The sequence below is a fragment of the Pantoea sp. X-Soil-YNGN-844 genome, assembly GCF_059730595.1.
Genome location: NZ_AP036007.1, coordinates 447131 through 466562 on the forward strand (window position 1 = coordinate 447131; position 19432 = coordinate 466562).

Sequence of the window (19432 nt, forward strand, 5' to 3'; positions counted from 1 at the left end):
GCAATGATCAATTAATAATATTCAGTTCAGCCTGATCAGTATCACTGTCAGGAGAGTTTACCCACCGCAGCGGCAATTTCCGGCAATGCCGCACGTGCAAACAGCTCTTCAAAGTCAGGCAGGTGGCCCAGCACTTCCCGGTTACAGGCATCCTGATACATGATCCAGCCGTAGGTCGCCAGACTGTCCATGGAGCGGATGTTACGTTGCGTCAGTGCCGCTTTGTAATCTGACATGCGTTTAGTACCAATCAGACTGGCCAGTTCATCATCGCTGTAACTCTCGATGGCAGAACGGGCATGACGTTGCAGCTTGCTGACCAGTGAAAAGTCTTCCGTCATCAGCAGATTGCGGACCGCTTTTTCCACCGCCGCATCTTCAACCGGCGTGCCTTTTGGCAACTTCGCCAGTGCCAGCTGCTGGGCAAAGCTCAGCACGGTGTAGTTGTTCAGCAGGACAAACATCTCCTGCGTATCGGTCGCGCCATAGGCCGGAACGGCACCGTTGGCGATGGTTTTACCCTGACGCCACGCGGCTTTGAATTTCGCTACCTGATGGCCTGCCAGCGCCGTGGACAGCTCTTCGAGCAGATCTTTGCGGCTCTTGGCTTTCAGGATCTCGCCGCCATCCTGATAGAGCAGCAGTGAGCGCGGCATCACGTAAACAAAGTGGTGGCACTCTGTTTCCCAGTTCTCCAGCAGCCACGCGGCACGCGGTGACTGGGTCGCCTCCAGGTGCCAGTTCAGCATGGTCAGCACGGCCTGCTTGTGCACCTGTGCCATCTCATCCTGATCCGCAATCGATCCGAAGCGTACTGAATCACCTGCAGCGTGGCTGGCCAGCGATCCATACGGGTCGTACTGGTAAGCAAAGCCGCCGCTCATGCCGTTGCCAAATCCTTTACCAAAGGTACCGAGGTTGAGAATGGCACCGTTAGTCATATATTCGCAGCAGAAGTCACCCACGCCTTCAACCACAGCCGTTGCGCCGGAGTTACGCACTGCGAAGCGGTCGCCAGCCTGGCCCTGCACGAACAGTCGTCCGCCAGTCGCGCCAAACAGGGCAAAGTTACCGATCAGCACGTTGCCATCGCCATCCTGCGCGCCGCCGCCAGGCGACATCACAATCAGCTCACCGCCACACTGTCCTTTGCCGACACCGTCGTTACAGGTGCCGTAATGGGACAGCTGCATGCCATCGTTGCAGAAGGCGCCAAATGACTGACCGGCAGATCCGGTGGTAGAAATTTTTACGCTTTCAGGGGCCAGATAGCGGCGACCGCGATCGTCGGTCATTACCGCAGGCATCGCCTGCAACTGCTCTGCGCTGAGCTGATGGTTCAGCATGCGCTCAATGTCGATGGCCAGCTGGCCGCCGACGCTTTTGTTGCGGTTGTTCAGGACGATGCTGTTGCCCAGTGAGACGGCAGGATTTCCCTGCTCCACCAGTGACAGCTTCAGCTGCTCAATCCAGCCATCATCCAGCTCAAAATCTTTTTCCAGGTAAACCGGCTTGTCGATTTTCAGCTCTGACACCACGGTGAGCATGGCGCGTAAGTCGAGTTTGCCGACCTCCAGCGGATGATCCATCAGGTGCAGCAGGTCAGAGCGACCACGCGCCTCACGCAGGGAACGCAGGCCCATACGTGCCAGAATTTCACGTACTTCATGCGCGACGTTGAGGAAATACTGCGCCAGCTGACGCGGGTCGCCATCAAAGGCCTCGGCGTTAGTTGTTAAGCCAGCCGGGCACTTCACGTTGCAGTTCTTCGCCATCACGCATTTCAGCATCATCAGCGCGGTGGTACCGAACTCAAAGCTATCGCCGCCCAACAGGGCAGATTTCACCACGTCGCTGCCGGTCTGCTGTGCGCCAGAGCAGCGCAGCAGGACTTTCTCACGCAGGCCGTTGGCACACAGCGCCTGGTGGACTTCAGCGATGCCGATTTCGGCCACGCGTCCGGTATATTTCAGGCTGGTTACCGACGCCGCGCCGGTCCCGCCGGTGTTGCCTGCCACGTTAATCACGTCGGCACCGGCTTTAGCCACGCCAACTGCGATGGTGCCGATCCCTTCTGACGACACCAGTTTGACGATAACGCGTACCCGCGCGGCTTTACAATCGTGGATCAGCTGCGCCAGATCTTCGATGGAATAGGTGTCGTGATGCGGCGGCGGCGAGACCAGCTCGACGCCAGGCGTACCGCCACGGGCCGCAGCAATCTCGACCGTCACTTTGGCCGCCGGTAACTGACCGCCTTCGCCAGGCTTCGCACCCTGACCAATTTTAATCTCCAGCTCTTCCAGCATCGGATCCGCCAGATAAGCAGCCCAGACGCCGAAACGACCCGAAGCCAGCTGTTTGATACGGGAGGCACGGATGGTGCCGTGACGGGAGTAATGCTCGCCGCCTTCACCGCAGTTGCTCATGCCGCCGACCATGTTGGTGCCGTGTGCGACCGCTTCATGAGCCGGCGCGACCAGTGCACCGTGGCTCATTGCCCCGGAAGCAAAGGTGCGGGTAATTTCACAGGCTGGCTGTACTTCGCTCAGCGGCAGTGAGGGCAGGGTGGTGAAGATACGTGACAGATAATCTGCCGCTTTACCGTATGCGGTCACTTTCAGAGCGCCAGTGACGACGTCGCTGCTCTCGATATCATCGCCGAAACGGGATTTCAGGGCGCGGGACAGATTCTGCAGACGTTCACTCTCAGGCTTCAGCCCCTCAATCGCATCGGTCAGACGCAGCATAAAGTGATTCAGGCTGCCATCCACCGCTTCACACTCCATGCCACGAATAGCAAAGCCGTTGTTGGTCAGCGAGTAACGTCCCAGCTTGCGACGGAACTCCGCTTCGCTGTCAATGTGGGTCAGATCAGCCGGGAATGTCAGAATGTCACGCAGCGCCGCCGGGCGACGTTTACGCTCTTCATACATCAAACTTGAGAACTGACGGTAATCGGCCGTAATCGCAAAGTTGTTGATCACGTCATCCGGGATGCGCTCAAAGCTGCTGTCTTTGAAGGTCTCTGGCTTGATGCCAAAGGCGTTATCCAGTTTTGCCAGTGTCATCAGACGAATGAAGTTGTCCTCTTCGCGCGCCTTGTCGGCAAAGCGAATCGGCTCTTCAGTCATGTCGATGAAGGTGCGCACGGCGATAGTGCCGTAGGAGTGACCTGCACCTTCTGCACGCTCTTTAAACAGGCCCAGCAACGGCACTTCAGATTCGCCCTGAATCCTGAGCGCGCTCTGGTGCCAGTCAACGGCCATCGCTGCGATGGCTGCGAAGCCCGCGCCACCCACTGGGGTTTTGATATTCGGGAAATACTTTTTCAGCACCGGATCGTCGGTGTTGAGGAAGTTAGGCTCAAAGAATTCGCCGCTGCTGTAACTTTCAACGGTACAGAGGCCCACTTTGCCCATGGTTTTCATCAGCGCTTTTTCAGCGGCTTTGGCATAGCGCTTAAAGGCTTTGTTGCCTTCTTCACCTTCACCAAATTTCTCCTCTGCGCGCATCTGTACGCCCAGTGGATAGATAGCGGAAGCCCCAAAGCCGAGTGTGGCGGCAATATGGTGCGAGGAGATGCTCTGGCCGCTTTCTACAACCAGAGACACATCCAGACGCAGGCCCTCCTGCACCAGACGCTGGTTGATGGCGGAAACCACCAGCAGCATCGGGATCGCGGCGTGCGTTGACGAGATGTGACGGTCAGTAAGCACGGCGATGCCACCCTGCGAACGGGCAAAATCCACGACCTGTTGCGCCAGGTCATCAATCGCTTTTTCCAGCGCGTTTGCGTTCGCGGTGGTGCTCAGCAGATCTTTGCCGATGACCGGCTCATAGAGCATCTCAAAGCGGGCGTAAGGTGCGATGGTCTGCTCGCGCAAACGCAGCATATCAAGATGGCTGAGGATGGGGCTCGGTACCACGATCTGACGACCCTTGCTGCGGCCCAGATGGGGTTTTGCGCCCAGCGCGACACGAAGCGTCATGCCATCCACTTCGCGGATTGAGTCCAGCGGTGGGTTGGTGACCTGAGCAAAGCGCTGAGAGAAGTAGTGCGCCATGCCGCCTTCATGATCGGATAAGCCGTTAATGGCGTTGCCGTAACCCATGGCGGAGATTTTCTCTGCGCCGGTGTTCAGCATCGGGTCCATCATGAATTTGAAGCTTTCCTGGTTGTAGTAGTAAGCCACAAAGCGCTGATAGGTTTTCAGATCGCCGCGATAACGCAGCGGTGAACCCTGCTGTTCTGCCGGAATCTCAGGCAGATCGTCAAGACCGACGCGCGCTTCACGCAGCAGCGCTGAATAATCTTTTTCCGCCGCCAGTTTTTCCAGCGCCTGCAGCGTGGTGTAGCTGCGTTTTTCACGATGATCGAAATAGAGCATGCCGCCCGCTTCGATACGGCCACGACGTAATACGCTTTCGGGTGGGAAGGCGATCTGGCCGGCTTCTGACATCGCACCAATATACTCAGCCGTTTCGACTGAGCGCAGTGGACGCAGGCCAAGACGGTCAAGACGGGCGCCAATCACTTCACCATTGCCAAAGATTAATGCTGCCGGGCCGTCGTTCTTCTCTTCGTACAGAGAGAAATATTCCAGCATGTCACGCACTTCTGGCGGCAGCGAACTGTCGTTTTCCCAGGCGGGCGGCATCATTGAAACCACGGCGGTGATGAGATCGAGGTTATCTTCCATCAGACGGCTGTGGATACTCTGGTCCAGACGCGAGCTGTCAGACTGACCTTTCGGCCGCACGATTTTCTTGCCACGGGCCAGTGCCAGCGCGGACTCAGCGATGCGGTTTTTACGATCGGTATTCAGCTCACCGTTGTGCGCCATCAGGCGGAACGGCTGGGCCATCGTGGTATGCGGATCGGTGTTGGTGGAGAAGCGGGTATGGAAAAACAGCCCACGCACCTGATGATCGGGATCGGTCAGATCTTTGAAGTAGGGGATCACTTCATTGGAATTCAGGCGGGCTTTAAACACCTGGGTGCGCGACGACAGTGACAGCGGATAGAGGCCGCCAAATTCGCTCTCGGTAAACGCGCGGGCTTCAATCGTTAACAGGGCGCGGTAGATGCGTTGCTCGAAGTCGTTCTGGTCAACCACGTCCTGTGGCGCAGTGAAAATCCACTGCAGGATCGGTAACTGAAACTGTACGGCGGCCGGACGCGTCACGCTGCTGTCGAGCGGCATGTCACGCTTCATGATCACCGGCAGGCCAAAGCTGTTGAGTGTCTCATCTACCAGACGTTCGGCATTCGCGCGCAGCGCAGCATCTTTCGGCACAAAGAAGTTGCCGACGCCAAAGCGGCCCGCTTCCAGCATCTGGCCGGTAATCTTGCGGAAGAAATGCAGGGAAAGGTCAACGTTGACCCCCGCGCCGTCGCCGACGCCTTCCGCTGACATACCGCCGCGATGTGGCACCGTGCACAGGGCGCTGTGCGCCATCTGCAGAATTTCGTGGGTCTGCTCGCCGTCCTTGCGCGTAATGAAACCTACACCACAGCTGTCACTGCCTGCTGTTGGATCATACAAGCCATAGGATTGAGGTTTTTTAGTGGACATTGAGGGTCTCCTTAACTGCTTTGACATTACCTGCACTGTTTCAGGGTCTGAGCGCAACGAGCGCTATCATTTTCATCGCCATGCTCTGTCGAGCGCGCGTCATAGCCCTGAGCATTTCTCTCCAGACATCGATAAAACGTCCTTAATTGAGCTGCTCTCTGATTTCCGGTCTCTTAAAGGAGATGACTTAAACCGCGCGGGAGTCTTCTTGTTGCATAGATATGCCGAGACAATGGCCCGTCTGGAAAGCTTTCAGCGGATTTCCAACTTATCGGGAAAGCGTAATCAGGTCAAATAGGGCGGCCAGACAGGGTTAACAGGTGTTTTATCCGCTTAACATTATGAATTTATTGTTTTTTTAGGTTTAAAATGTATCACTCTGCTGCCTGCCGATCGGCCCATAAATGTGAACTGACTCACTGTAGTGCAGGCGTCAGATCTCTGCACCATGCTGGTGACGGGGTATTAGACAGCATTAAATGCTGTTCAGAACCGTTGATGCATAGCATGTATCTGTTTTTCTTATGTCCGTCTATTTGAATGAAACAGCGGTTGGTTATAAGAAAAATTAATCAACACGGGCGTGCTTAAAACAGCATTTAAGTTGAATGGGTATGCATGTGAACAAGGTGTGCCTGCGCAACAGGACGTTGCCAGGATATTGAAAACAGGCCATACGGAGAAATCACGGATTCGCTGGCGGCATTACAGATTATTCATTTGGCACAATCAGTCAAGGGTTTTAACCGCTTTGTCCTTAACGTCGCCGATCGGCTATGCGAATGCACCATAAAAGCGCATTTGATCCCGTATCTTCACGCGACGTGCCGGGACGTCAGCAGGCTAACTGCGCTATTATGAGGCTGTTTCTCTTCCAGGGAGTTGTTATGAAACAAATTCGTCTGTTGGCGCAGTACTACGTTGATTTAATGGTCAAGCTTGGACTGGTGAGGTTCTCGCTGCTGCTGGCATCTGCGCTGGTGGTGCTGGCGATGATCGTCCAGATGGCGGTTACGATGGTACTGCGGGGTCATGTCGAGAGCATTGACGTGGTGCGTTCGGTCTTCTTCGGGCTGCTGATTACGCCCTGGGCGGTCTATTTTCTGTCTGTGGTGGTCGATCAGCTGGAGGAATCGCGGCAACGGCTGGCACGGCTGGTGGATAAGCTGGAAGAGATGCGCACCCGCGACCTGGAACTGAACCAGCAGATGAAAGAGACCATCACGCAGCTGAATCAGGAGATCAGCGATCGTAAGAAGGCGGAGCTGGCTCGCGAACAGGTGATGGACAAGCTTCGTGAAGAGGTGACCCGTCGCGAGCAGGCACAGATTGAGCTGGAGCAGCAATCCTCCTTCCTGCGCTCATTCCTGGATGCTTCGCCTGACCTGGTTTTCTATCGCAACATCGATAAGCAGTTCTCCGGCTGTAATCGGGCGATGGAACTGCTGACCGGCAAAAGCGAGAAGCAGCTTATTGGCCTGACGCCGCGCGATATCTATGATGATGAAGCGGCAACGAAAGTGCTGGAAACGGACGAGAAGGTGTTCCGTCATAACGTCTCGCTGACTTATGAACAGTGGCTGCAATATCCCGACGGGCGCAAAGCCTGTTTCGAGATCCGTAAAGTGCCTTATTACGACCGCGTCGGTAAGCGCAGCGGGCTGATGGGCTTTGGCCGCGATATAACGGAGCGTAAGCGCTATCAGGACGCGTTAGAGAACGCCAGCCGGGAGAAGACCACCTTTATCTCTACGATCAGCCACGAGCTTCGTACGCCGCTTAATGGCATTGTCGGCCTGAGTCGTATTCTGCTGGATACCGACCTTAATCAGGAACAGCTGAAATACCTGAAAACCATTCACGTCTCTGCCATCACGCTGGGCAACATCTTCAATGATGTGATTGAGGTGGACAAAATCGAGCGCCGCAAAGTGCAGCTGGACAATCAGCCGCTCGACTTCACCGGTTTCCTCGCCGATTTAGAAAATCTTTCCGGCCTGCTGGCTCAGCCAAAAGGGCTGAAATTTGTGCTTGCGCCACAACTGCCGCTGCCGCATATGATTTCGACAGATGGAACGCGTCTGCGTCAGATTCTGTGGAACCTGATTGGTAACGCCGTGAAGTTTACTCAGCAGGGCGAAATCGTAGTGCGGGTAGCCTATGAGCAGGACGAAACGCTGCGCTTTGAGGTGCAGGACTCCGGTATGGGTATTCGGCAGGAGGAGCAGGATAAGATCTTTGCGATGTACTATCAGGTCAAAGATCAGCATGGCGGTAAACCGGCGACCGGCACCGGTATCGGGCTGGCGGTTTCACGTCGTCTGGCGCAGGCGATGGGCGGCGACATCCGTGTACACAGCGCACCAGGGCAGGGCTCATGCTTCACCGTAGAGATTAAGGCGCCGCGCATTGCTGAAGAGGTGGAGGATGAAGGCCTGGACGACAGCCTGCCACTCCCTGCGCTGCATGTGCTGCTGGTTGAAGATATTGAGCTGAATGTGATTGTGGCGCGCTCGGTGCTTGAGAAGCTGGGCTGCAGCGTCGAGGTCGCCATGACCGGCAGCGAAGCGCTGGCGCTGTTCGACCCGCTGGAGTTTGATCTGGTGCTGCTGGATATTCAGCTGCCCGATATGACCGGGCTGGATGTCTCGCGTGCGATTCGCCAGCAGTATCAGGGAACGCATCTGCCACCGCTGGTGGCACTGACCGCCAATGTCCTTAAAGACAAAAAAGAATATTTCGACGCGGGAATGGATGATGTCCTGAGCAAACCGCTGGCCGTGCCGGCGCTGACCGCGATGATCAAAAAATACTGGGATTATCAGGCAGATTCGGAAGAGGAAACCGCAGAGGTCAGCGATGACAAAACCCGGATGCTGCTGGATGTCGCGATGCTCGAACAGTATATCGAGCTGGTTGGTCCCGGTCTGATCACCCAAAGCCTGACGATGTTTGAAAAGATGATGCCGGACTATCTTGCGGTGCTGGAATCGAATCTGATGGCGCGCGATCAGAAAGGCATTGCTGAAGAGGGGCACAAGATCAAAGGGGCGGCGGGTTCGGTCGGGCTGCAGCGCTTGCAGATGCTGGCGAAACAGATTCAGAGTCCTGAATTACCGGCTTGGTGGGACAACGTTGTTGAATGGATTGACGAGCTGAAGCATGAGTGGCGACATGATGTGCAGGTATTGCGCGACTGGGTGGCAGAGCAGGATAAGTCATATCCCGGAAAAAAATGACCCCAGCCGAGGCCGGGGTGCGCGAATACTGCGCCAACACCAGGGAAAGCATTGCGGCCGCTATGATTTGAATAATTAATGCAGCCGCAGGGTATTGGTTAACACTGACATCACCTTAGCAAATTCATCTTCTCATGCGACAAGATTCATTAAAATTTGTGATATTGAGCAGCGTTTAAATACAGAAAACATTAATTTGGCAACACAGTCAAGTAAGGAATCATTTTCTCTGCTGCATTGCTGTTATTTTAATCAAATTTGTGGTTTTTGGTATAGTTTTGATGCTGCTCAGCTGCAAAGCAAAGACTGAACAGCAGTAAATTAAGCTGGCATTAACCTTTGCCTCTTCAGGGAAGCTAACGCGCTGATATTGCAAGTGACCGCCCTGAAATGACACGAATTATCCAAAACGATTTGGAATGATAAAAAAGAATCTAAAACTTTGTCCTTAACTTGCGCTGACATCATTGCGCTTAATGAGAGTAAAGAGGGACACAATAACTCTGAGCAACGCGGATAAGCGCTGTTTATTTAAACGTTATCAGCGTGATTCTGTTTAAGCTTTGGGCGGCTCATCATTCATAAAAAAATAACAGTTAAGAATATTGAATGATTTGAACCGGCGCTTATCACCCATTATTAAGTGTTTATCTGGAAAGATGCTAAGCCGTGACAATCAATGGAACCGATTCCTTTTTTCCGGAAGTCCTTGAACTATTTCGAACTGTTGCAGCATTTTGATGCAAAATGATTGAATAAAGTCTGGAAACCGCTGTGAGGTTTTCAGCGATTTTTGTGAAAAAGCTGCTTTTCTGGCAGTGATTACATGAGTGATTAATTAACGTCTGAAACAGGTATGGGAAGATTGCATGAACAAGCATAAAGGAAGCGTCGGACAGCGTATCAGACGTATTATTGGTCGTGTTCTGCTGGTATGGCTGGGCGTATGGCTGGCGGGAATTTTGCTCTTTTCGTTCCTGCCGGTACCGTTTTCAGCGGTAATGGCTGAACGACAGATCGGTGCCTGGTTACGCGGTGACTTTAGCTATGTCGCCCATTCTGACTGGGTCGGACATGATGAGATTTCGCCGTGGATGGGGCTGGCCGTTATCGCCTCAGAAGATCAAAAGTTTCCGGACCACTGGGGGTTCGATGTCGCGGCGATTGAATCTGTACTGGATAACAGCGATAGCCGGATGCGTGGTGCCTCCACATTGTCACAACAGACAGCAAAGAATCTGTTTCTGTGGGATGGCCGCAGCTGGGTGCGTAAAGGTCTGGAAGCGGGGCTGACAGTAGGTATTGAGACAGTCTGGTCGAAACGTCGTATTCTGACCGTCTATCTTAATATTGCAGAGTTCGGGCCGGGTATTTTTGGCGTTGAAGCAGCTTCACAGCGCTACTTCCACAAGCCAGCCAGCCGGCTTACCGCTGCCGATGCCGCCTTACTGGCGGCCGTTCTGCCTAATCCTATTCGTTATCGTGCGGGTGCGCCTTCAGGCTACGTCAGAGAGCGACAGCAGTGGATAATGCGTCAGATGCGCCAGCTTGGTGGGGAGGGCTTCCTGCAGCGTAATAAGCTCGACTAAGACTTAGTCTTCATCAAAGCCCGCTTCAAACAGCTCAATGACCGCTGCCAGCGCCGGTATTTCCTCCGGGCCGCTGGCTTCAATCTCTATGTGCCCGCCTTTAGCCGAGTCGAGCATCAGCAGCGCAATCACGCTGCTGGCCTCAGCTTCCGTGCCCGCTTCGTTGCGCAGCAACACTTCGGCATCGAAGCTCTGCACCAGCTCAAACAGCTTCATTGCCGGACGGGCATGCATGCCCAGCTTATTTTTGATTTCTACAGTTTGTCTGACGGTCATGATTTGCGCTTTTCCAGCGTGCGATGGCGTGACTGTACATTCTTACCGCGCGAACGGAAGTAATCCGCCAGCTGTTCTGCAATATAAACTGAGCGGTGTTTGCCACCGGTACAGCCAATCGCCACGGTAAGATAGCTACGGTTATTGGTCTCCAGCATCGGCAGCCAGAGTTCAAGATAGCTGCGTGTCTGGTAGATAAAGTTGTGCACTTCAGTGTGGCGGTCAAGGAAGGCCGCCACCGGACGATCGAGGCCGGTCATCGGGCGCAGCTTAGGATCCCAGTGGGGATTAGGCAGAAAGCGCACGTCAAAGACATAATCAGCGTCAATCGGGATGCCATGTTTGAAGCCAAAGGATTCAAACACCATGGTCAGTTCGCGTTCACGCTTGCCCAGCAGACGGGTACGCAGCATCTCGGCCAGCTCATGTACCGACATCTCTGAGGTGTCGATGATCAGATCGGCACGCGAACGCAGCGGCTCCAGCAGATCGCTCTCTTCATCAATAGCGCTCTCCAGCGACAGATTTTTGCTGGAGAGGGGATGCAGACGGCGCGTATCGCTGTAACGACGAATCAGGGTATTGCGATCGGCGTCGAGAAACAGCAGCTGAGGTGAAAATGTGTCAGGTAGATTATTCAGCGCGGTTTCAAAAATTTCCGGGGATTCAGGCATGTTACGCACGTCGATGCTGACCGCCGCCGAAATATTGCGTTCCGCCAGCGAGTTGGCCAATTCAGGCAGCAGCACGACCGGCAGGTTATCAACGCAGTAGAATCCCATATCTTCCAGCGCACGGAGCGCCACTGACTTCCCCGAGCCTGAACGACCGCTAACGATCATCAGCACCATGACCTTCTCTCCCGTTTTAAAACCGGCACCGGGCCGGTAAAGACGCGTTACTGCTCTGTCTGGACTTCCGTAATAATGGCATAGAGCTCTTCATCACTCTGCGCAGCACGCAGACGACGGCAAACCGTTTTATCTGCCAGACGTTTTGCCACCAGTGAAAGGGTGTGCAGATGTGTTTTGCACTGGTCAGCCGGAACCAGCAATGCAAACAGCAGGTCGACCGGCTGGTTGTCGACGGCATCAAACGCAATCGGCTGCTCAAGGCTGATAAATACCCCAACCGCTCGCAGAGTATCCTCTTCCAGCTTGCCGTGAGGAATGGCTATTCCGTTACCAATACCGGTACTGCCCATGCGTTCGCGGGTCAGAATCGCTTCGAAAAGCGTCTGGTGCGGCAGGTTGAGCTGCTTAGCGGCCAGTTCGCTGATGATTTCCAGCGCACGTTTTTTGCTCTGGCAGTGTACGCCGCTGCGGGTGCAGTCTGGCGAAAGCACTGTGCTCAATTCCAGTGTAAGGTCGTTGTTCATTATCGTTTCACTTGCGTGTTCACCAGGCCATTCACCACCAGCGCGCTGATATGTGCGACAAACGGCGCTTGCTCAGATGACAAAACGGGGCGGATTATCCGCCCCATCCTGTCGGCTCTGCGCGCCATGCGCGCGTAGCTAGCGTGAAGGTTAGTGTTTTTTCAGTTTATCTTTGTGTTTGGTCAGCTGACGGGCGAGTTTATCGATCAGCCCGTCAATTGCCGCATACATATCTTCCGCTTCCGACGTAGCGTGCAGCTCGCCACCGTTCACGTGGAGTGTTGCGTCAGCCACCTGCGTGACTTTCTCAACCTTCAGGACAATATAGACCTGATTGATATGTTCAAAATAGTGTTCCAGTTTGGCAAATTTACCGCTGACGAATTCACGTAAAGGTGGCGTGATTTCAACATGTTGCCCGGTCAGGTTCAGCTGCATAGGTCTTCCTTCTCATTTCTTTCAAACCAGCTGTTTACGCTGGTTCGATGGCGGGATGGATAAAGACTCACGATATTTGGCGACGGTACGCCGTGCCACCATGATCCCCTGATCAGATAACATGGAGGTCAGTTTACTGTCGCTCAAGGGTTTGGCTGGATTTTCCGCCGAAATTAATTTCTTCACCAGAGCACGGATCGCGGTAGAGGAGGCTTCACCGCCACCTTCCGTATTAACGTGACTGGAGAAAAAGTACTTCAGTTCAAAAATGCCACGCGGGCTGTGCAGATACTTCTGCGTGGTCACACGGGAAATGGTCGATTCGTGCATCTCAACGGCCTGGGCGATATCGGCCAGCACCATCGGACGCATAAATTCTTCACCCTGCTCGAAGAACGCCTGCTGCTGCTCAACGATACAGCGCGTAACTTTCAGCAGCGTGTCATTGCGGCTTTCAAGGCTCTTAATCAGCCAGCGCGCTTCCTGCAGATTACTGCGAATGAACTGGCTGTCGCTGTCATTGCGCGTTGAGCCACCCATTGCCGCGTAGTGCTGGTTAATCTTCAGACGCGGCACGCTGTCGGCATTGAGTTCAACTGTCCAGCGGCTGCCAACCTTACGCACCAGCACGTCGGGGATAACATATTCCGGCTCGCCGGTGTTGATGGACTGACCCGGACGCGGGTCCAGCGACTGAATCAGCAGCATCGCCTCTTTCAGCACCTCTTCTTTGAGGCGCGTGACGCGCATCAGGCTGCGGAAGTCGTGATTGGCCAGCAGGTCGAGATGTTCGCTGACAATCAGGCGTGCTTCAGTCAGCATCGGCGTTTCTGGCGCATACTGGGAGAGCTGAACCAGCAGACAGTCACGCAAATCACGTGCGCCCACACCAATCGGGTCAAAGCGCTGGATGCGTTTCAGCACCGCCTCAACCTCATCCGCTTCAAGCTCATCATTGCCGATGCTGTCAAGGATCTCCTCAAGCGAGACGGTGAGATATCCGGTGTCATCGATAGCATCGACGATAGAGGTCGCAATCGCGCGGTCGGTATCGCTGAAAGGCGTCAATTCGACCTGCCACATCAGGTAATCCTGCAGTGACTGCGTGGTTTCGCCCTGATAGACCGGCAACTCATCATCCTGATAATCGGTACCGGTGCCGGAAGGGGTACCAGCGGTGTAGATTTCATCCCAGGTGGCATCCAGCGGCAGCTCATCAGGCATCTCTTTCTGCTCAAGCGCTTCACGGGTATCCAGCGCTTCGGCTTCTGACGATTCCCGGGAGTCAATCTCGTCATGCAGATCGGTCTGCTCAAGCAGAGGATTACTTTCCAGTGCAAGCTGTAACTCCTGCTGGAGTTCAAGCGTGGAGAGTTGCAGCAGACGAATCGCCTGCTGCAATTGTGGAGTCATTGCCAGCTGTTGGCTGAACCTGAGTTGTAAACCTTGCTTCATAGACAGGATGGTAGTTCCCAGGTAAACATCGGTATTAACGACACCTTATCAGAGTCTGAACTCTTCACCCAAATAAACCCGCTTAACCTGCTCATCCGCAAGAATTTCATTGGGTGTACCATGCGCAATCAGATGGCCCTGGCTGACGATATAGGCCCGCTCACAGACCGCTAACGTTTCGCGCACGTTGTGATCGGTAATCAAAACGCCGAGGCCGCTGTCACGCAGATGCTCAATGATCTTCTTGATGTCGATAACGGAAATAGGGTCAACACCGGCAAAAGGTTCATCCAGCAGAATAAACTTAGGATTGGCAGCCAGCGCGCGGGCAATCTCAACACGACGTCGTTCACCACCCGACAGCGCCTGACCCATGCTGTCACGCAGGTGCTCGATGTGGAACTCTTCCATCAGTTCACGGGCGCGATCCTGACGTTGCTCTTCGGTGAGGTCATCACGGATCTGCAGTACCGCCATCAGGTTATCGTAGACGCTGAGGCGACGGAAAATCGATGCCTCCTGCGGCAGATAACCGATGCCGCGACGCGCACGCGCATGCAGCGGCAGGATGCTGATGTCTTCATCATCAATGACAATGCGGCCAGCGTCACGCGGCACAATGCCCACCACCATGTAAAAGGTGGTGGTTTTACCGGCCCCGTTCGGACCCAGCAGGCCGACAATCTCGCCGGATTTTACCTGCAGACTGACATCTTCTACCACGCGACGGCCTTTATATGCCTTCGCCAGGTTTTCTGCGATTAATGTGGCCATAGCTATCAGTTACTCTTCTTTCCGCTGTTGGACGAACCTTTATCCTGAAGTTGCGACGGCACCAGTACGGTCGTGACGCGCTTGTTCTGGCCCTGGCTGTAAGCCTGCATTTTCTGCTCTTTTACCAGATAGGTAATACGATCGCCTTTGATGTTGCTGTCCTGCTGCTCAATGAACGCATTGCCGGTCAGTTCAACGAAATCGTTGGCCAGTTCGTAGTGCAGTTTAGAGGCATGGCCCTGAACCGGCTTGCCGCTGTCCTGCATCTGATAGAAAGTTGCGGGATTACCGTAGGCGTCAACGATGGTTTTCTTGCTGTCGCCGCCCGGACGGGTCACCACGACTTTATCGGCCGTGATTTTGATAGAGCCCTGCGTCACGATGACATTGCCGGTAAAGGTCGCGACATTGCCCTGCAAATCCAGCGCCTGATTCTGCGAGTCAATATTGACGGGTTTGTCCGAGTCACCGGTCAGGGCCAGCGCCGGAACGCTGGTTGCCAGTAACATGCTGGCCAGTAAAATCTTCAGGCTATTTTTGTTCATTTTGAATTTCATAAGAGGTTTTGACCTTTTCGATTAACTCGGCGTTTTTTGTCCGTAAATTGCCGCGCATTTTCATGCCGGTGGAGTTAAAGCTGCGGCCATACAATGTCACCTGGTCATCAGAGGTAACGTCCTGAGTAACAAGGTTAATCTGTGCATTATCGGTTTTGATCCGCTCAAGCTGAGAATCCTGCGTCAGCGTATTCAGCTCAACATGGCCATACAGATAAAGCATACGATCTTTGGTGAGCTTTGCTTTATCTGCGCGTAACGTCCAGGTGGGAATTTTGTTCTCATCAAAGGTAGTCATTACCGGATTGTCGAACCAGCTCAGCTCGTCATCCGAGAAATAGGTCACTTTGTCAGAGACCAGTTTATATGACAGCGCGCCCTGCGGGTTATACACCACAGTGTGAGAATCATCACTGGTATAGGTCGGCGACTGACTATCCGTCCCGACTGGCGTGCCATCGCCATCCTGGTTGGTAAGATTCCAGCCGATCAAAACCAGTGCAATCAAGGTCAGAATCAGCGTTATCCAACGCCTGCTTTTACTCATACTGATTGCCCTTTGGCATCCTCAAATTTGTTCTGCGCCATTAAGATCAGGTCACATACTTCGCGTACCGCGCCGCGTCCACCCGCAATCCGCGTAACATACTGCGCGCGCGGCAACAGTATCGGATGTGCATCCGCTACCGCCACGCTTAATCCCACTTTCGCCATCACCGGCCAGTCGATCAGGTCGTCACCGATGTAGGCGACCTGATCATCAGAGAGAGACAGTTTATCCAGAAGTTCACGATAGGCCAAAAGCTTATCCGATTGCCCCTGATAAAGATGACGGATGCCGAGTGTTTTGCAGCGATCTTCCATCAGACGGGCATTGCGGCCAGTAATAATAGCCACCTCCACATTGGCGGTCAGCAAACAGCGTACACCGTAACCATCCCGTACGTTGAAGGCTTTCAGCTCTTCACCATTGTTTCCCATGTAGATCACCCCGTCGGACATGACGCCATCGACGTCGCAGATCAGCAGACGAATGTTGCTGGCGCGCGCCATGACGTCAGCACTGACCGGTCCATAGCAGGTGTCAATCGTGGGCGTTACCTGTTGCATTTTCTTTTCCTGTTCAGACTACGCCAGCGCGCAGCATGTCATGCATATGTACCACACCGAGCAGATGGTCGTCATCGGCCACCAGAATCGAGGTAATGTTTTTGGTCTGCATCAGGTTCAGGGCTTCAACCGCCAGCATATTTGGCCGGACGCGGATGCCACCTGGCGTCATCACTTCCCCGATGGTGGCGCGCTGAAAATCGATGCCCATATCAAAGATGCGGCGCAGGTCACCATCGGTAAAGATACCTTCAATTTTCATCAGACCGTCGACGATGACCGTCAGGCCCAGATTTTTGCGGGTAATCTCCAGCAGCGCATCACGCAGTGAGGCGTCACGGGTGACGTGCGGCAGCTCATCGCCGCTGTGCATGATATCCGCTACATGCAGCAGCAGTTTGCGGCCCAGCGCACCGCCAGGGTGGGAGAGGGCGAAATCTTCCGCCGTGAATCCACGTGCTTCCAGCAGCGAAACCGCCAGCGCATCGCCCATCACCAGTGTGGCTGTGGTACTGGTGGTTGGCGCAAGGCCTAACGGGCAGGCTTCCTGCGGAACATGGACACACAGATGCACATCGGCAACCCGGCCCATCGCGCTGTCAGGCCGTCCTGTCATGCAGATCAGCGCAATGTGCTGACGTTTTAACACCGGAATCAGCGCGAGGATTTCATTCGACTCACCGCTGTTGGAGATGGCGATCACCACATCATTTTTGCTCACCATGCCCAGGTCGCCATGGCTGGCTTCGGCCGGATGAACAAAAAAGGCTGGCGTACCGGTACTGGCAAAGGTCGCCGCCATTTTTTTGCCGATATGACCAGACTTACCCATGCCCATCACGACCACTTTACCCTGACAGGCGTAGATCAGGGCGCAGGCGCGGGCGAAATCGTCATTAATATATTGATCGAGCTGTTCCAGTCCTTCACGCTCGATGCGCAGGACGGTTTTCCCCGCCTGCTGAAAATCAAATGCTGTTGGTTGCTGATATGACATAGTGAGTCTGTCCTTGTTAGCCGTCCATGAATGCCGGCTGCATCCACAGCAGCGTCACCCAGACGAAGAAACCACAGAGTAAAATCAGGCCATTGATGCGGCCAACGCGTCGGCGACGCAGCAGGCAGAGCAGGGCAAATAGCACGCTGACGCCCAGCATCACCCAGTAATCACGAGCAAAGGCGTGATAGTCGATACTGCCGGGGTGAATCAGCGCCGGCAGGCCCAGCACGATGGCAATATTATAAATGTTGGCACCGATCAGATTGCCGATCGCGATATCATCTTCACCTTTCAGCGCCCCGGCAATCACCGTCGCCAGCTCAGGCAGGCTGGTGCCCACGGCGATGAGCGTCAGGCCCATCACCAGTTCGCTGACGCCAAAGTAGTCGGCAAAGGCGGTGGCATTGTCGATCACCATGCGGGTGGACATCGGCAGAATTATCAGCGCGACGGCCAGCCAGAGAAAGGCCACCGTGTTTCCGCTCTCTTCACGGGGCAGCTCGGCCAGCTGCTCGCGGGTCAGGGTGTCGTTGTTGTCCCGTTCTGCTTTACGCGCAATGCGAATCACCACCATCAGATAAATAGCGGCGATGGCGATCAGGCCAATTCCGTCCAGTCGACTAAGCTGATTGTCAAACAGCATGAATCCGCTGAGCAGGGTAACCAGCAGCATCAACGGCAGTTCACGGCGTATCAGATTAGAATGAACGCTGAGTGGATGCATTAGCGCAGCGGCACCCAGAATGAGTAAAATGTTGGTAATATTCGAGCCGAGCGCGGTGCCAACTGCCAGATCCATCTGGCCATGCTGGGCCGCGGAAAAGGAGAGGATCATTTCTGGCAGCGAGGTGCCGATGCTGACAACGGTCATGCCAATGATCAGCGGCGGAATGCCAAAGGATCGACACAATATAGAGGCGCTAAACACCAGACGATCGGCACCATATGCCAGTAAAAGCAAACCGATAATCAGCAGTGCAGAAGCTACGAACATGAAAAATCCTTGCGTAAAAACCCGGGCCGGCAATGCCTTTACCGACCGGTTTAAGGTTCTGTTTGGCGAGACAGCCGCTGATTTTGACCGTCTGAACGGCAAAAGTAAATTTAATGACCATTTTCGCCAAATCTTAGCGGTAAGTTTCTGTAAAGCTATCGTGAATCAGGACCGAACAGGCTACCATCGTACCCCATGTTTACGCCCGATCCTTACAAGAGGTAATAATGATCCAGCAGCAAACGAATCTGGTTGAGGTTCGTGGCGTGAGTTTTTCGCGCGGAGATCGCACCATCTTCGACGACATTTCGCTGACCGTGCCGAAAGGCAAAGTGACGGCGATAATGGGACCGTCGGGGATAGGGAAAACCACTCTGCTACGCTTGATTGGGGGGCAACTTCAGCCGACCCGCGGTGACATCTTTTTCCGTGGCGAAAACATTCCGTCATTGTCGCGCGCTAAATTGTATGAAGCGCGCAAGAAGATGAGCATGCTGTTCCAGTCTGGCGCGCTATTTACTGACTTAACGGTCTATGAAAATGTCGCCTGGCCGCTGCGTGAACATACCCGTCTTCCCGCACCTATTCTGCACAGCACGGTATTAATGAAGCTGGAAGCCGTGGGGCTGCGTGGCGCAGCTCAACTGAAACCGGCTGAGCTGTCGGGCGGAATGGCGCGTCGTGTGGCGCTGGCGCGCGCGATTGCGCTTGAGCCGGAGCTGATCATGTTCGATGAGCCTTTTGTCGGTCAGGATCCTATTACCATGGGTGTGCTGGTCAAACTCATTGATGAACTGAACCATTCTCTGGGCCTGACCTGTATTGTGGTCTCGCACGACGTACCGGAAGTACTGAGTATTGCGGACTATGCCTATATCGTGGCCGGACAAAAAATTATCGCACACGGCACCACGCCGGAACTGCGAGAGAATAACGACCCGCGCGTCCGCCAGTTTATTGATGGCGATGCGGATGGTCCGGTTCCCTTCCGTTTTCCTGCCGGCGACTATCTCGCTGATTTAACCGGCTCAGGGAGTAACTAA

Annotated in this window: 16 protein-coding genes; 4 read left to right on the forward strand and 12 right to left on the reverse strand. The window is 54.3% G+C overall.

The features are described 5' to 3' along the window. Nucleotides 1-47: 47 nt before the first annotated feature. Entirely contained in the window at nt 48-5579 is a 5532-nt protein-coding gene (locus tag AC6I8C_RS01970; RefSeq protein ID WP_497821462.1) for a glutamate synthase-related protein, read from the reverse strand. An 887-nt stretch (nt 5580-6466) separates the two neighbouring features. On the opposite strand from AC6I8C_RS01970, the gene arcB reads away from it, so the two are divergent. Both arcB and mtgA read left to right on the forward strand, forming a co-directional pair. Next, nucleotides 6467-8818, forward strand: a complete 2352-nt coding sequence (gene arcB, locus AC6I8C_RS01975) for an aerobic respiration two-component sensor histidine kinase ArcB (protein ID WP_135910351.1) — start codon at nt 6467-6469, stop codon at nt 8816-8818. Between the two features lie 869 nt (nt 8819-9687). After that, the gene (gene mtgA / locus AC6I8C_RS01980; RefSeq protein ID WP_497821463.1) at nt 9688-10407 is read left to right on the forward strand and encodes a monofunctional biosynthetic peptidoglycan transglycosylase; all 720 of its coding nucleotides are present in this window, start codon (nt 9688-9690) and stop codon (nt 10405-10407) included. A 3-nt stretch (nt 10408-10410) separates the two neighbouring features. Here mtgA and npr read toward each other — a convergent pair whose 3' ends face one another. The 11 genes from npr to AC6I8C_RS02035 form a co-directional block, all read right to left on the reverse strand. Further along, a complete protein-coding gene (gene npr, locus AC6I8C_RS01985; RefSeq protein ID WP_010251923.1) occupies nt 10411-10683 on the reverse strand; it encodes a PTS phosphocarrier protein NPr in 273 nt (90 codons plus the stop codon). Beyond that, on the reverse strand, nt 10680-11534 hold the full coding sequence (rapZ, locus tag AC6I8C_RS01990) for an RNase adapter RapZ (RefSeq protein ID WP_010251920.1): 855 nt from the start codon (nt 11532-11534) through the stop codon (nt 10680-10682). The genes npr and rapZ overlap by 4 nt, the downstream gene beginning before the upstream one ends. 47 nt (nt 11535-11581) lie before the next feature. Continuing rightward, on the reverse strand, nt 11582-12061 hold the full coding sequence (gene ptsN, locus AC6I8C_RS01995) for a PTS IIA-like nitrogen regulatory protein PtsN (RefSeq protein ID WP_013359876.1): 480 nt from the start codon (nt 12059-12061) through the stop codon (nt 11582-11584). A gap of 150 nt (nt 12062-12211) precedes the next feature. After that, nucleotides 12212-12499 carry a ribosome hibernation promoting factor gene (gene hpf, locus AC6I8C_RS02000; RefSeq protein ID WP_013359877.1) on the reverse strand — a complete coding sequence of 96 codons (288 nt, stop codon included), beginning with the start codon at nt 12497-12499 and terminating at the stop codon, nt 12212-12214. Between the two features lie 21 nt (nt 12500-12520). Further along, entirely contained in the window at nt 12521-13954 is a 1434-nt protein-coding gene (gene rpoN / locus AC6I8C_RS02005; RefSeq protein WP_442798808.1) for an RNA polymerase factor sigma-54, read from the reverse strand. A 48-nt stretch (nt 13955-14002) separates the two neighbouring features. Then, complete coding sequence (gene lptB, locus AC6I8C_RS02010) at nt 14003-14728, reverse strand: LPS export ABC transporter ATP-binding protein (protein WP_009092467.1); 726 nt, start codon at nt 14726-14728, stop codon at nt 14003-14005. Nucleotides 14729-14733: 5 nt separating this feature from the next. Beyond that, the gene (gene lptA / locus AC6I8C_RS02015) at nt 14734-15285 is read right to left on the reverse strand and encodes a lipopolysaccharide ABC transporter substrate-binding protein LptA (RefSeq protein ID WP_033731276.1); all 552 of its coding nucleotides are present in this window, start codon (nt 15283-15285) and stop codon (nt 14734-14736) included. Then, on the reverse strand, nt 15260-15832 hold the full coding sequence (gene lptC, locus AC6I8C_RS02020; RefSeq protein ID WP_013359880.1) for an LPS export ABC transporter periplasmic protein LptC: 573 nt from the start codon (nt 15830-15832) through the stop codon (nt 15260-15262). The genes lptA and lptC overlap by 26 nt, the downstream gene beginning before the upstream one ends. Then, the gene (gene kdsC, locus AC6I8C_RS02025; RefSeq protein WP_497821464.1) at nt 15829-16395 is read right to left on the reverse strand and encodes a 3-deoxy-manno-octulosonate-8-phosphatase KdsC; all 567 of its coding nucleotides are present in this window, start codon (nt 16393-16395) and stop codon (nt 15829-15831) included. The genes lptC and kdsC overlap by 4 nt, the downstream gene beginning before the upstream one ends. A gap of 13 nt (nt 16396-16408) precedes the next feature. Beyond that, entirely contained in the window at nt 16409-17392 is a 984-nt protein-coding gene (gene kdsD / locus AC6I8C_RS02030; protein ID WP_013359882.1) for an arabinose-5-phosphate isomerase KdsD, read from the reverse strand. 16 nt (nt 17393-17408) lie between these two features. Next, entirely contained in the window at nt 17409-18389 is a 981-nt protein-coding gene (locus AC6I8C_RS02035) for a calcium/sodium antiporter (RefSeq protein WP_098051693.1), read from the reverse strand. Between AC6I8C_RS02035 and AC6I8C_RS02040 the strand changes: the two genes are divergently transcribed. Together AC6I8C_RS02040 and mlaF are read left to right on the forward strand one after the other, a co-directional pair. After that, the gene (locus AC6I8C_RS02040) at nt 18388-18645 is read left to right on the forward strand and encodes a hypothetical protein (RefSeq protein WP_148707093.1); all 258 of its coding nucleotides are present in this window, start codon (nt 18388-18390) and stop codon (nt 18643-18645) included. The two genes, AC6I8C_RS02035 and AC6I8C_RS02040, sit on opposite strands and share 2 nt — an antisense overlap. Then, nucleotides 18617-19432: a phospholipid ABC transporter ATP-binding protein MlaF gene (gene mlaF, locus AC6I8C_RS02045; protein ID WP_497821465.1), complete on the forward strand. Its 816-nt coding sequence runs from the start codon at nt 18617-18619 to the stop codon at nt 19430-19432. The genes AC6I8C_RS02040 and mlaF overlap by 29 nt, the downstream gene beginning before the upstream one ends.

Bases quoted from the DNA above. Each gene is read 5' to 3' on its own strand.
- AC6I8C_RS01970 (WP_497821462.1), bottom strand. From the start codon at position 5,579: ATGTCCACTAAAAAACCTCAATCCTATGGCTTGTATGATCCAACAGCA.
- arcB (WP_135910351.1), top strand. From the start codon at position 6,467: ATGAAACAAATTCGTCTGTTGGCGCAGTACTACGTTGATTTAATGGTC.
- mtgA (WP_497821463.1), top strand. From the start codon at position 9,688: ATGAACAAGCATAAAGGAAGCGTCGGACAGCGTATCAGACGTATTATT.
- npr (WP_010251923.1), bottom strand. From the start codon at position 10,683: ATGACCGTCAGACAAACTGTAGAAATCAAAAATAAGCTGGGCATGCAT.
- rapZ (WP_010251920.1), bottom strand. From the start codon at position 11,534: ATGGTGCTGATGATCGTTAGCGGTCGTTCAGGCTCGGGGAAGTCAGTG.
- ptsN (WP_013359876.1), bottom strand. From the start codon at position 12,061: ATGAACAACGACCTTACACTGGAATTGAGCACAGTGCTTTCGCCAGAC.
- hpf (WP_013359877.1), bottom strand. From the start codon at position 12,499: ATGCAGCTGAACCTGACCGGGCAACATGTTGAAATCACGCCACCTTTA.
- rpoN (WP_442798808.1), bottom strand. From the start codon at position 13,954: ATGAAGCAAGGTTTACAACTCAGGTTCAGCCAACAGCTGGCAATGACT.
- lptB (WP_009092467.1), bottom strand. From the start codon at position 14,728: ATGGCCACATTAATCGCAGAAAACCTGGCGAAGGCATATAAAGGCCGT.
- lptA (WP_033731276.1), bottom strand. From the start codon at position 15,285: ATGAAATTCAAAATGAACAAAAATAGCCTGAAGATTTTACTGGCCAGC.
- lptC (WP_013359880.1), bottom strand. From the start codon at position 15,832: ATGAGTAAAAGCAGGCGTTGGATAACGCTGATTCTGACCTTGATTGCA.
- kdsC (WP_497821464.1), bottom strand. From the start codon at position 16,395: ATGCAACAGGTAACGCCCACGATTGACACCTGCTATGGACCGGTCAGT.
- kdsD (WP_013359882.1), bottom strand. From the start codon at position 17,392: ATGTCATATCAGCAACCAACAGCATTTGATTTTCAGCAGGCGGGGAAA.
- AC6I8C_RS02040 (WP_148707093.1), top strand. From the start codon at position 18,388: ATGAAAAATCCTTGCGTAAAAACCCGGGCCGGCAATGCCTTTACCGAC.
- AC6I8C_RS02035 (WP_098051693.1), bottom strand. From the start codon at position 18,389: ATGTTCGTAGCTTCTGCACTGCTGATTATCGGTTTGCTTTTACTGGCA.
- mlaF (WP_497821465.1), top strand. From the start codon at position 18,617: ATGATCCAGCAGCAAACGAATCTGGTTGAGGTTCGTGGCGTGAGTTTT.